The organism is Bacillus cereus, assembly GCF_015071065.1.
Lineage (GTDB): Bacteria > Bacillota > Bacilli > Bacillales > Bacillaceae_G > Bacillus_A > Bacillus_A cereus_BA.
This window is the reverse complement of the sequence record NZ_VOVA01000005.1, coordinates 168,684-182,197: the sequence shown is the minus strand read 5'-3', so window position 1 is coordinate 182,197 and position 13,514 is coordinate 168,684. Positions and strand designations below refer to the sequence as shown.

Here is a 13,514-nt window from a genome sequence, read left to right as displayed (position 1 = left end):
AGAAAAGACATTGAAATGACAATGTCTTTTTATTTTGAATGGATATTTCTTTAGTGAATTGGGCTAAAATGATGAATAGAGTGGAATTACTATTTATTTCTTTAAAAAAATTAATGTTCTTAAAATGAAAGTATGGTACAGTAATCGTGAGCAAGCTAATATTTGTTCATGAAAGTGTTAAAAACTAGTTTTAAAATTAAGAAGTTATTTTTGTATAATAAATTATAATGAAATAACAGGGGGGATGAATTTTGAAGAAATTCATAATCACTGGATTGTCTGTATTGTTATTAGTAGGCTGTGGTGTTCCAAAGGAAAAAGAAGATGCACAGTCAAACCAGGAAGAACAAGTTGTAAATGCAAGTGATGAGAATATGGTCGTATTTCCTGAAGGAGCAGTGCCAATCGGAGACGGGAAAGTAAAAGTAACTACTCCAGATGGTACTTCTGAAAATGGCAATATACCAACTGTATTCATAAAAAAGGATACTTTAATTCAGCAAGTCGAATTAGAACTTTCCAATTTTCAAAATGATAAAGAAACATTTGTATTTGTAGATCAAATATTTGCAGATAAACACCAAGTAACTAGTACAACACAGACAACAGTACAATTAAAAGAAAAGACGCTTGAGACAGGTAGTCATACGATTACTGCAGCTCAGTTTGAAAACAATGACCCAAAAGGAAAAGTCATTAGCTTTAATCAAGCGACGTTTGAAACGAAGCCTGCGTCATAATATGAATGTAAAGTACATTACTCAAAAAAGTAGTGTACTTTTTAATTTGGATTGAATTAAGTCATAGAGAATAATTTGTTATACTTTCTAGTACGAATGAGTAGTAAGGAAATTACTCTTTACTACTACGGAAGAGGAAGTGGTTGAAGATGTGAAGCGATTCGTTCTTATTGTCTTTTTTAGTATGATGATTTCAGTAATCTGGTTTACTATACAAGAGATTATTCAAATTACGCTGAATTATAAAATTCATGAGAATTGTATGTTGCGTCATCGTTTACCTGTACTATGATAAACTAGGTTTAAGATAAGTTTTTATAAGAAAAATGTAGGTATTTCATTTGAAATGTCGAATAAAGCATATGATGTCGTAAAACAAATTTTTCTATTGTTTATTGTGAAACAGAAGAAGGAGAGATAGTAGTAATGAAACGAGCTCTTATAAATATTGATTATACATATGATTTTGTAGCTGAAAAAGGTGCTTTAACTTGTGGGAAACCAGGTCAAGAAATCGAGCGAGAACTTGTACATATAACGAAGCAATATATCGAAAATGGGGATTATGTAGTGTTCGCTATCGATAAACATGAAGAAAAAGATACACACCATCCTGAAACGAAGCTATTTCCACCACATAACATAGCAGGCACAATGGGAAGAGATTTATACGGAGAATTGCAAGATGTATATGAAAAACATAAAGATGCAGAAAATATATACTATATGGACAAAACACGTTACAGTGCTTTTGCAGGAACAAATCTAGAAATGAAGCTAAGAGAACGAGGAATAGAAGAAGTTCATCTTGTAGGTGTATGTACCGACATCTGTGTTCTTCATACGGCAGTAGATGCTTATAATAAAGGGTTTCAAATTGTGGTTTATGAAAAAGCAGTAGCATCTTTTAATGCGCAAGGACATGAATATGCACTTGGACATTTTAAATCTTGTTTAAATGCAGAAGTGAAGTGAAAAAAGAGGCCTTCAAAAAGGTCTCTTTTTTTACGTTTAAATTGAGATGAGTTGTTGCTGAATTAGTTTTTTTATGAAAGGACTAATTTTTTCTGGTAGTTGGTTTAAATCAAAAAATTGTACATGTAATGATTCGACTCCATCAGCTTTTAACAAGCCGCCTGTAATGTCTTTGCAAAGGTAAGCGATTGTTATAGGGTAAAATTCATCTCCGTTCGGTAATTTCACAAAAAATTCTTTACCTGAAAATACACTTATTAACTGAAGGGTACCAATTTCAATACCTGTTTCTTCAAGTACTTCTCGTCTTCCAGCTTCTTCTGTTGATTCACCAAGCTCCACAAAGCCTCCAGGAACACCCCAAATGCCATTTCGTCTTTGTTGTAGTAATATTTGTCTTTGTTCATTGAAAACAGCTACAGCAACTCCTGCTAAGTTGAGTGGTCTTGATCCAACAGCTTCTCTTAGTTCTTCGATATATCCCATTGTTTGTAACCTCCGTGAGAATAAAAGTATCAAATGAAATATTCGGTGCTATGTGAATATATTCCTTTTAACGACGTGAGTATTGCGGACTTAAAAGAAAGTCGTTTATAAAAATTTCTGTTGTAATCTCCCTTTAGGGGATTAAAAAGGGTTATAGTAAATAGAAAAGGACATCTGAAGTTGAAAGATTGATTAAAGGGTTATATTGTTGAAGATGAACAATGAATACAAATACATAGTTAAGAAAGTACGATTTAAGATCAGAATAAAAGATGTTCCGAAAACAAGTGTTGAGATGATAAATACGTATTTACAATAAAGCAGCGCTGTATGAATTTTTCATTAGTAAGGAAGTGGATGGATGAGTTTATTAACGTATACTGAAGAGTTTTTTAATTATGTAAGGGAGTTTTTACTTTTAAGGTTTTTACTATTTGCTTTAGTTCTTATGATTATTTCTTTTGTCATAAACCGCATTATTGATTGGTTTTTTAGAAAATCAAGCTTTTTTGATGAAGAGGTAGAGCAGACGATTCAAAGTGTAATTCGATCTATTTTTAGATATATAATTATCATCAGTCTGATCATATATTTAATTAGTCAATTTGTAGATATAAAAAGTATTATTGCAGGTGCAGGGATAGCGGGAGTTGTCATTGGTTTTGCTGCACAACAGATGCTAAAAGATGTCATATTAGGCTTTGCAAGATTAGCGGACAAAGAGTTTCGTGTTGGCGATTTTGTTACTTTTAACGGGACAAATTCAGGAACTATTGAGGAAATTAGTATTCGTTTTATGCAAATTCGTGAATGGTCAGGAAAACTCCTTACCATACCACACGGAGAGATTAGAACGATACAAAATTTTAATAAAGGATGGATGCGAGTAATTGAACGGATTACTGTAAGTTATCAGGAAGATCCTATAAGGGTTAAGGAATTGTTAGAAGAGGTCTGTGTTATGTGTAATGAAAAGTTGGCTCCAAGTCTTTATAGAGTAGAAGATGAGGTTGTTGAACCATTTAAATATGTTGGTGTTACAGACTTAAATCCTAACCTTAAATATGTTGGATATGAATTTTGTATTACAGGTTTGATTAGGCCAGAAGATTATTTTGAAACCTCAAGGCAAGTAAGGTTTGAACTAATGTATATATTCCATAAAAATCAAGTACAAATGCCAGCAGCGAACATGTTCGTTACCACTGAAAAATTACAGGACACCCATGGAAATCAGTTTTTGCCAGACAGGTAAAGAAAATTAGTTGATTGGAGATCCAAGGTCAGTTCGTGAGGCGTGATTGGAAAGTATATTTACAATTCGGGTTTGTAGATCGATAGATTTCGATGAGCTTTATGGGATTAAATAATCTCTCCTAAAAAAGTAACTGTTGCACCTGGGCGCAATTCTGTAGCGAGAATTGTGCTCTTTTTTGTTTGTGGAATTTAGAAATTTCTTAATGTTATAATAGTAATTGGTGATGAGAATGAACTTTGAAGAAAAAGAGATGCATCGTTTAGAAGCATTAAAAGAAATTGCTGAATTACTAAATGAAGCAACAAACTTGCAGGAAATGTTAGAAAAAGTACTACATACATTATTACAAGTTATGAATTTACAAACAGGGTGGATATTCTTTATTGATGAAAGAGGAAAGCATCGTATGCTTGTAGACAAAAACTTACCGCCAGCTCTTACATGGCAAGAAAAAAAACCGATGTGTGAAGGTGACTGTTGGTGCGTAGAACGTTTTGTGAATGGGAGATTGGAAAAAGCGACAAATATTATTGAATGTAAACGTATTGAAGATGCGATTGAATGTAATTGGGGTGAAACAGAAGACGTTACACATCATGCGACAATTCCTCTGCGAGCTGGATCAGAGAAATTCGGTCTATTAAATGTGGCCTCGCCTCAAAAAACACATTTTTCAGAGGAAGAATTAGCATTATTAGAATCAATTGCGTTTCAAATTGGAACGACAATACAACGTATGCAGTTAGTGGAAAAAGAACGTAAATACGTAGTTGTAGCTGAAAGAAATCGATTGGCACGTGACCTACATGATTCCGTTAAACAATTGTTATTTTCAATTATGCTAACAGCGAAAGGGACTCTAAATATGACGCAAGATAGAGATTTGCAAGAGATGTTAAGTTATATTGGAGAATTATCACAGGAAGCATTACAAGAGATGACGTTATTAATTTGGCAATTAAGACCTGAAGGATTAGAAAAAGGTTTAGCAGAAGCGATTCAAAATTATGGAAAACTGTTAGGGATTCAAGTGGAAGTTCGAATTGATGGAATGGTTTTAATTGAAGATGAAATAGAAGAAGTTTTATGGCGTATAAGCCAAGAGGCATTACATAATTGTAAAAAGCATGCTTCGTGTGAAAAAGTATGTGTTCATTTAAGGATTGAAGATAATAAGCTGCACTTTTACATAGAAGATAACGGAATAGGATTTATACAGGATCAAGTAAGAGAGTCAGCACTTGGTTTGAAAAGTATGAAAGAACGAATTGAATTAATGAGGGGAATTTTTCGAATAAAAGCAGAACCGGAAAAGGGGACAAAGATAGAAATTCAATTACCAGTTTGAGAGGGAGAACGTCAGTGAAAATTAAATTATTACTTGTAGAAGATCATCATATCGTTCGAAGGGGACTCATATTCTTTTTGAAGACGAGAGAAGAATTTGAAATTATTGGGGAAGCAGGAAATGGTGAAGAAGCATTAACATTTGTCCAAACAGAAAGGCCAGATGTAGTATTAATGGATATATCAATGCCTATAATGGACGGTATTGAAGCGACAAAACGTATAAAACAATATGATGAAACAATAAAAATTCTTATGCTCAGTAGTTTTTCAGAACAAGATTACGTTTTACCAGCATTAGAAGCTGGGGCAGATGGTTATCAATTAAAAGAGGTGCAGCCAGATCAACTCGTTGCGTCAATTGTTGCGGTATATCAAGGAACTGCGAATTTTCATCCAAAGGTAACACCTGCGTTATTAGGGCGACCAGCAGTCAAGAAAGAAAAAGAAAATCCTTTTTCTATGTTAACGAAAAGGGAGCAAGAAGTACTTCGTGAAATTGCGAAAGGAAGAAGTAATAAGGAAATTGCAGCGGAGCTTTATATTACAGAACAAACGGTTAAAACACATGTTTCTAACGTATTGGCTAAATTGGAAGTAGATGACCGCACACAAGCTGCATTATACGCAGTAAAGCATGGGGAAAACTAGAAATAAGTATGAATAATTGTGTCATATGTTACGGTAGAATACATAGGAGCAAATAAAATGTATAGTGATGCGCCAAATAGAGGTTTTTCTTCTTTCAATAATTAGGTACAATAAAGTGAAACTATAATCAGTGGGGGTTGTCCATCCTCACTGATTATTAGTTGAACCAATCGGGCTTTTACGGGCAGTGGATCTCCCACCTAACTCTCTTGCATTCGCCGAATTTTGAGGTGGGGGTCTTACTGCCCGTTAATACGGGATAAAGCTACTATGGAAGGGGAAGATACGCTATGCCTGGTACAAAAAGTGGGATTGGAAAGATTCAGGCTTCGGTAAATGGTTTATCACCGAAATTACGAAGTATTGCCGAACATATTTTGAAACATCCACAAGATGTTGTACATAAATCGATTACGGAATTAGCGGAAGTTACGAATAGTTCCGAAGCAACGATATTCCGCTTATGCAAACACCTAGGTTTTCAAGGGTTTCAAGACTTGAAAATTACATTAGCTCGTGAGATTGTACATACCCCGATGCAAAATATTCATGAGGAAGTATCGGTAGAAGATAATATGGTCACTGTTGCTAAAAAAGTTTTTCATTCACATATTACAGGACTGCAAGATACATTGCATTTGTTAAATGATAACGGGTTGGAACAGGCAGTAAATACGCTGAATGAAGCGAAACGAATTGAGTTTTATGGAAATGGTGGGTCGGGTATTATTGCGATGGATGCTTATCATAAGTTTATGAGAACGGGTATTTCTTGTATTGCTCATACGGATTCTCATTTTCAAATTATGGGAGCTGGCTTGCTGACAAAAGAAGCAGTGGTCATTGCAATTTCTCATTCGGGCAGTAATAAAGGATTACTTGAAGCATTAGAAGTAGCGAAAACAAGAGGAGCCAAAATTATTGCGATTACGAGCTATCAAAAATCGGCATTAAGCCAACTTGCTCATATAACGTTATATACTTCGACGCGTGAGACTGAATTTCGTACAGAAGCAAGTTCATCAAGATTAGCGCAGTTAAGTTTGTTAGATACTTTATACGTTGGTTTATCATTACAACGCCAAGAAGAAACGTTGCAAAATTTACAAAGTATACGTGAAACAATTTCGATGAAGCGAATATAAAAAGCCCTTCAAATGAAGGGCTTTTTATATTGGTGAATAGTCTGTTGATGTATCCTTGAAATCTAGTTGTTCTAATTGCGCAGAGAAATATACCACTTACTTATATTCATTTTTAAAACCTCTATATTCTTTGCATATAAAATCAAAAAAACATTTGAGTAATAATTCAAATATTGTTCAATATTTCGCAATTTGTTTATAAAATCCCATGTTATGATGAACCTGTAATGATGATTGAACATTTAAATTTGGTGCAATAATTAGCCGAAATAGTGAGGACAGTAGTTGTGAGATGAACTCACTAAAACTCTAAAACACTAAAGGGGAGATCACATATGAAAGCAGTAGTGGTTAATAAAAACAGCAAATCGAACATCGAAGTGATTGAAAAAGAATTACGTCCGTTACGCTCAGGCGAAGCGTTAGTAGATGTAGAGTATTGTGGAGTTTGCCACACTGATTTACACGTTGCAAATCATGATTTTGGGAACACGGACGGTCGTATTCTTGGCCATGAGGGTGTAGGTATTGTTACTAAACTTGCTGATGATGTTACTTCACTTAAGCTTGGTGACCGTGTAAGTATTGCATGGATGTTCCAATCTTGTGGACGTTGTGAATATTGCGTAACTGGTAGAGAAACATTCTGTCGTGAAGTTAAAAATGCTGGTTATTCAGTAGATGGTGGTATGGCGGAACAATGTATCGTTACAGCTGATTATGCAGTGAAAGTACCAGAAGGATTAGATCCTGCTCAAGCATCATCTATTACATGTGCAGGCGTAACTACATATAAAGCTATTAAAGTATCAGACATTAAACCTGGTCAACCTATCGTAATCTATGGTTGTGGTGGATTGGGTAACCTAGCGATCCAATATGCTAAAAATGTATTTGGTGCAAAGGTAATTGCAGTAGATATTAATGACGACAAATTAGCCTTGGCAAAAGAGGTTGGTGCCGATATGACTATCAACCCAATTACTCAAGGTACAGCTGATAAGATTGTTCAAGAGGAGTTTGGTGGGGCATATGCTGCTGTAGTAACAGCCGTTTCTAAAGTAGCATTCAACTCAGCGGTTGATGCAGTACGTGCCTGCGGTAAAGTAGTTGCGGTAGGTTTACCAGTAGAAACTATGGATTTAAACATTCCCCGACTTGTACTAGACGGAATTGAAGTAGTTGGCTCTCTAGTAGGTACTCGTAAGGATCTAGAGGAGGCATTTATGTTCGGTGCAGAAGGAAAAGTAGTGCCGGTTGTTCAAACTTGTCCTTTAGATGAAGTACAAGGTGTATTCGAAGAAATGGAACAAGGTAGAATTCAAGGACGTATGGTAATCGATTTTAAACAGCATAATTGTGATTGCAAATAATTCACTTTAAATATAAAAAGCATGAGTCTAGCAAAGGACATTAAAAAAAGTTAGACGGCATTCAGAAGATGATCCCTGTATTCCAACAGGGATCATCTTCTTTATATTCCACTAATATCAATGCCGATTAATGCCCGATTGATGAGAAATGATTAAAGGTTCAATTTATTTGCAAACGAAAAAGAATCTTTATGTTTAACAAATTTTTTATGATCTGGAACGGATTGAATTGCTACAACTTGCGAATCTCTTGCTTTCAGTGCATCTTGAATCCCGATTGTCATAAGCTTAATAAAAAGAATCGTAATAAAGAATGAAACGAGAGTATAAAAAATAATCCACCATGAAAGATTCATTTCATAACGATTTAATCCAATAAGGCCTGCCCAGTCATTAGATAGAGAAACAGGTTTGTATTCACCTTGATTCATTTCTCGCATTTGTACCCCGCCAATTACAATGTCAAGCAACGCTAAATGGATAATGAGTATGAGTGTTTGGACAATATGTTCCATAAATAACACAAATATGCGGTCAAGCAATAAGACTCGTAAGTGTTTTTTTATAATATGAAAACGGCTAGCACCCATTAATTGTGAACTTGAAATGTAATCCCGTTTCATAAATTCATCAACCTCTGAGGATATATATAAAGAAAGTGTAGGCAGAGCGACGAAAATAAGTACGAGTACTTGATAAAACATAAATGAAATATTTGGATCTAATCTATCAGCATTTGATATGATTACAATATTAACGGGCGTGATGAGTATGAAAGCGATAAATAGAGTTGGGATGTAATAAAAAACTTCTGAGCATGACTGGAAAAATCTCTTGAATTTTGGAGCATATAAACTTAAGAAGATTCCTATACATGTTCCGCATAAAATTCGAAGGAAGCTAATTGCTACGGCAAATAAAATGGTGAATTTTGCTCCTTCTACAATTTGTAAGAAAACAGACTCTCCAAAACGATCAGTTCCAAAAGGAGGCATTAACGATGGTGGAAAGGGGGCCTTTCCAAGTAATTCGTTATTGTCATTGTAAAGTAACTGAGGAGGTTTTGGGATGTTATCTTTAAAGAACCAACTATAAATAAAGCTAGCTGAAATAAGTATGAAAAGATAAGTAAAACCGATTAAAAAGCGTTTGGATTTCCAAATAGATTTCATAGAGCTACTCCTTTCAATTGCTGTTGCCATCTGTTCATCATAAAAGAGATTATTTGGAAAAGGGTATAAAACGGTAAAATAATCATGACAAGTATGATAAATGCAGCAGGAGGTGAAATAAACGCCTTCCTAAATAAAAATTGAATAATGCCTTGCATATTAAAAACAAATTCTAAAATGAACAAGTTAGAAAGTAAGAAAACAAAAATTGTTTTTAAATGGTGGAAGAAGTGGATAGATATATTTTTGAATAAATGAATCCTCAGTATATAACTTGATGAAAGGCCTTTTCCATATGCAACCTCTACATATTGTTTTCTATGTTCTTCTTTTATGTATAACACCATCATCCGAAACATTTGTAATGTAGGTAAGACCGCTAAAGATAAAATAGGGAGTAAATAAGCTCGATTTTCATTAAAAGAAATAATGGTGACAGGAGATTCCCCGAATTTCTGAAGTACCCATATGAAAAACATTTGCAAACAAATCATCATCATCATATCAGGGACAGCTTCTAATATAAACACAAATCGGTTTATCCATTTTTTTATATAATCTTTTGCTAAAAAATAAAAAAATGCCATACTAGATGATATAAAGAGCGCAAGAAAAAAGGCTAAAAATAATACAGTAAATGAATATATGTAAGGTTCTAAAACAGTTGGAAATAATGGTATTTTTTTGAAACTACCAAATTTCGGGTCTGATCCTATAACTACTAATGATTCAGGGGAGAAAACCTGTTTTAACATAGTAACGATCTGATTAAAAAAATGAATTGGTTGAAAGGTAAATCCTTGTTGAGTGATAAATAAATAAGGTAAATTTAATAATAGTAAGAGTGATAAAAGAATCGATGAAAGCTTTATTGTGAATTGAGATATTTTATTTAACATTAAATCCCTCCGACATCTTTTTACAACATTATACAATAAAGTTCGTATTATTGTTTTATTTTTCTGAAAAATATAAATACTATTAGATTTTATAGTATGGAACATATATTTACAAGTTAACAAAGTGATAGTAGGGACCCGCGCTCTATGTCTATCAAGATAAAAGGTCTAAGGAACCTAAAACAATAAAAAAGAGCAAAATGCACAAAATTCCCATTGTGGAGGTAGTTGCTTTTCTTAGCTTGATGGTGATGTCACGTGCCCCCTAATAATGAATATTGCTTTTTAGCTCCTTTTTCATGCAAATGAGTAGAACGTGTGGAGGACTATGTATGTGTTGTTAATGAAAGAAAAAGAGTGTGTTGCGTAACGAATATAACGCAACTTTACCGCACGGAAAAGCTAAATGTAGTATGTAAGTGAAATGGAATGAGAGGTTTGCATTTAATGATGAAAAAAATTTTCTTTGTAAAACTTGATTTATGAAAAAATATTTTATATACTAATTCATGTAAACGGTTTACTAGATCTAATTTTGCTAGAAACGAAGGGAAGGTTCGCATGGAAACAAGGGGGAGAGTAATCGGGATTGACATCGGTACCACTAGTACGAAGACGGTTGTATTCACTGAAAAAGGAAAAGTCGTTGCTTCACATGCAATTGATTATCCAATCATTCAACCGAACGTCGGATGGGCGGAGCAAGATCCTGATGTAATATGTGCTGCTGTATACAAAACTGTAAGCGTTGCCATTGAGAGGGGTAATGTATTACCGGAAGATATTTCTTCTATCGGGATTAGTACAGCAATGCATGCCTTAATTGCAGTAGATGAAAACGGTGCGCCGTTAACGCGCTCTATCATTTGGGCAGATAATCGAAGCACAAAACAATCAGAAAAGCTCTTACAACAAATGAATGGTCATGACATTTATAGAAGAACTGGTACACCAATTCATCCGATGTCACCACTTTCTAAATTACTGTGGATGAAAGAAGAAGAAACGGATTTATTCAGAACTGCTCATAAATTTATTTCTATTAAAGAGTATGTCATTTATCAACTGTTCTCACGCTATGTAGTTGATTATTCTATCGCATCTGCTACAGGGTTATTTAATTTAGAGACATTAAACTGGGATGAAGATGTTTTAACTATGTTAAATATGTCACCAGAACAATTATCAACACCTGTACCAACTACATATATTTTATCGGGAATGAAGCCGGAATTAGCACAAAAGATGGGGATTTGTGAGGATACTCCAGTTGTTATTGGTGCAAGTGATGGTGTTCTTGCAAATGTAGGTGTCGGTGCTATATCACCTGGCTCAGCTGCAATTACGATTGGGACAAGTGGTGCGGTTCGAACAATTTCATCAAGTGTTAATACAGATGAAAAAGGAAGAACTTTTTGTTACGCATTAACAGATGAGCACTGGGTAATCGGTGGACCGACGAATAATGGCGGGATTTTATTAAGATGGCTACGTGATGAATTCGGTAGTCCAGAGCAAGAAGTTGCAAGGAAGCTTGGGATTGATCCTTATGATTTATTAATTAAGTATGCAGAAAGTGTACCAGCTGGAGCAGAAGGATTGCTATTTTTACCGTTTTTATCTGGGGAACGTGCACCTTACTGGAATGCAAATGCTCGTGGTACATTCTTCGGCATAAACCTTCAGCATAAACGAGAACATTTTATACGAGCAGTTATGGAAGGTGTTTGTATGAGTGTGTATTCAGTAGCACTTGCCATTCGAGATTGTACAGGGCCACTTACTGAAATACGTGTTTCAGGAGGCTTTGCGAAATCTGCATTTTGGAGACAAATGTTATCTGACATGATGGGGAAAGAATTACTTGTTCCAGAAAGTCATGAAGCATCTGCGCTTGGGGCAGCGGCACTTGCTTTGTATGCAATTGGGAAAATTGATTCGCTTGAAGAGGTGAAGGATTGGATTGATATTGTCCATCACCATGTACCGAATAAAGAAAATACGGCTTTATATTTAGAGATGTTTTATATGTATGAACGACTTTACAATCGTTTGAAAGAAGAATTTGATTGTATAGCTGCTTTCCAACGTAAACAATAGGGGGATTGGGAGAAATGGTAGTTGGAATCGTACTAGCGGCTGTTGTCATATTACTTTTACTAATTACGGTAGTAAAATGGCATCCATTTGTCGCGTTAATTTTAACAGCAATCGGTGTAGGGCTAGCAATGGGGATGCCCTTAATTGGAACTTCACCACAACATCCAGGGATTATCGATTCTATTAAATTAGGTCTTGGTAATACGTTAGGGTTTTTGGCGATTGTTTTAGCTTTAGGAACAATGCTTGGAAAAATGATGGCTGAGTCTGGCGGTGCTGAACGAATTGCTAACACATTAATTGGACGTTTTGGGAAAAAGCGTGTTCACTGGGCAATGATGTTCGTTGCATTTATAGTAGGGATTCCGGTATTTTTCCAAGTTGGATTTGTACTATTAATTCCGTTAGTATTTACAATTGCGTTAGAAACAGGGGTATCACTTATTACAATCGGTATTCCGCTAGTAGCAGGTCTTTCGGTTGTACACGGACTTGTTCCACCGCATCCAGCAGCTATGGCAGCGGTAGGGATATTTAAAGCAGATGTAGGGAAGACAATTTTGTATGCATTAATTGTCGGACTTCCAACTGCAATAATTGCAGGTCCGCTTTACGGGAAATGGATTGGTGCTCGTATACATAAAGAAGTACCGTTAGATATAGCGGAGCAATTTATTGAAAGAGATAAGAAGAAGGAACTTCCTAGCTTCGGAAATACATTGTTTACTATTTTACTTCCAGTATTTCTTATGCTAGGTGCATCGATAGCGGAAGTAGCATTAAATAAAACAAGCCAACTTGCACAAGTATTGCATTTTATTGGAGATCCAATAGTGGCATTATTAATTGCAACGATATATTCTTTCTTTAGTCTTGGCTATGCAAAAGGGTTTTCTAAAGACAAAGTCTTACAAGTTACAAATGATTGTTTAGGCCCAATTGCAAACATACTGTTAGTTATCGGTGCAGGCGGCGCATTTAATAAAGTGTTATTAGATTCTGGGATCGGAACTACAATTGCGGAGATGGCGAAAGAATCGCATATTTCACCGATATTATTAGGTTGGGGAATTGCTGCACTTATCCGAATCGCGACGGGCTCTGCTACTGTTTCCATGATGACAGCAGCAGGAATAGTAGCACCGATTGCAGCAAGTACACCAGGAGTTAATGTAGAGTTACTGGCACTTTCAACAGGTGCAGGGTCATTAATTTTATCGCATGTAAATGATTCTGGATTTTGGATGATTAAAGAGTATTTCGGAATGACTGTGAAAGAAACATTATTAACATGGACTGCAATGGAGACAATATTATCTGTTGTAGCACTTGGGCTAATTTCGTTATTAAATATATTTGTATAGAATG

Annotated in this window: 12 protein-coding genes and 1 pseudogene; 10 read left to right on the top strand and 3 right to left on the bottom strand. The window is 35.2% G+C overall.

Annotation, left to right across the window (positions count from 1 at the left end):
* The first annotated feature begins 251 nt into the window (after positions 1 to 251).
* The 3 genes and pseudogenes from FT637_RS16315 (at position 252) to FT637_RS16305 (ending at position 1,715) form a co-directional block, all read left to right on the top strand.
* Complete coding sequence (locus FT637_RS16315; protein WP_193647175.1) at positions 252 to 740, top strand: hypothetical protein; 489 nt, start codon at positions 252 to 254, stop codon at positions 738 to 740.
* Positions 741 to 836: 96 nt separating this feature from the next.
* Positions 837 to 1,051, top strand: a pseudogene (locus tag FT637_RS16310) (hypothetical protein).
* 115 nt (positions 1,052 to 1,166) lie between these two features.
* The gene (locus FT637_RS16305; protein WP_193647174.1) at positions 1,167 to 1,715 is read left to right on the top strand and encodes a cysteine hydrolase family protein; all 549 of its coding nucleotides are present in this window, start codon (positions 1,167 to 1,169) and stop codon (positions 1,713 to 1,715) included.
* A 36-nt stretch (positions 1,716 to 1,751) separates the two neighbouring features.
* Here FT637_RS16305 and FT637_RS16300 read toward each other — a convergent pair whose 3' ends face one another.
* Positions 1,752 to 2,201: an NUDIX hydrolase gene (locus FT637_RS16300; protein ID WP_193647173.1), complete on the bottom strand. Its 450-nt coding sequence runs from the start codon at positions 2,199 to 2,201 to the stop codon at positions 1,752 to 1,754.
* A 361-nt stretch (positions 2,202 to 2,562) separates the two neighbouring features.
* Here FT637_RS16300 and FT637_RS16295 point away from each other — a divergent pair, with 361 nt between their 5' ends.
* The 5 genes from FT637_RS16295 to adhP all read left to right on the top strand — a co-directional run bounded on the left by FT637_RS16295 (position 2,563) and on the right by adhP (position 7,975).
* A complete protein-coding gene (locus FT637_RS16295) occupies positions 2,563 to 3,456 on the top strand; it encodes a mechanosensitive ion channel family protein (protein WP_193647172.1) in 894 nt (297 codons plus the stop codon).
* A gap of 253 nt (positions 3,457 to 3,709) precedes the next feature.
* On the top strand, positions 3,710 to 4,807 hold the full coding sequence (locus FT637_RS16290; protein WP_227493837.1) for a GAF domain-containing sensor histidine kinase: 1,098 nt from the start codon (positions 3,710 to 3,712) through the stop codon (positions 4,805 to 4,807).
* Positions 4,808 to 4,821: 14 nt separating this feature from the next.
* A complete protein-coding gene (locus tag FT637_RS16285; protein WP_193647170.1) occupies positions 4,822 to 5,457 on the top strand; it encodes a response regulator in 636 nt (211 codons plus the stop codon).
* Positions 5,458 to 5,747: 290 nt separating this feature from the next.
* Complete coding sequence (locus tag FT637_RS16280) at positions 5,748 to 6,602, top strand: MurR/RpiR family transcriptional regulator (RefSeq protein ID WP_193647169.1); 855 nt, start codon at positions 5,748 to 5,750, stop codon at positions 6,600 to 6,602.
* A gap of 335 nt (positions 6,603 to 6,937) precedes the next feature.
* Entirely contained in the window at positions 6,938 to 7,975 is a 1,038-nt protein-coding gene (gene adhP / locus FT637_RS16275) for an alcohol dehydrogenase AdhP (protein ID WP_193647168.1), read from the top strand.
* 152 nt (positions 7,976 to 8,127) lie between these two features.
* Here adhP and FT637_RS16270 read toward each other — a convergent pair whose 3' ends face one another.
* Together FT637_RS16270 and FT637_RS16265 are read right to left on the bottom strand one after the other, a co-directional pair.
* On the bottom strand, positions 8,128 to 9,147 hold the full coding sequence (locus FT637_RS16270; RefSeq protein ID WP_193647167.1) for an ABC transporter permease: 1,020 nt from the start codon (positions 9,145 to 9,147) through the stop codon (positions 8,128 to 8,130).
* A complete protein-coding gene (locus tag FT637_RS16265; protein WP_193647166.1) occupies positions 9,144 to 10,046 on the bottom strand; it encodes an ABC transporter permease subunit in 903 nt (300 codons plus the stop codon). Before FT637_RS16265 ends, FT637_RS16270 begins: the two co-directional genes overlap by 4 nt.
* Positions 10,047 to 10,607: 561 nt before the next feature.
* On the opposite strand from FT637_RS16265, the gene gntK reads away from it, so the two are divergent.
* Entirely contained in the window at positions 10,608 to 12,146 is a 1,539-nt protein-coding gene (gntK, locus tag FT637_RS16260; protein ID WP_193647165.1) for a gluconokinase, read from the top strand.
* Between the two features lie 14 nt (positions 12,147 to 12,160).
* Entirely contained in the window at positions 12,161 to 13,510 is a 1,350-nt protein-coding gene (locus FT637_RS16255) for a GntP family permease (protein ID WP_002136120.1), read from the top strand.
* Positions 13,511 to 13,514 lie beyond the last annotated feature (4 nt).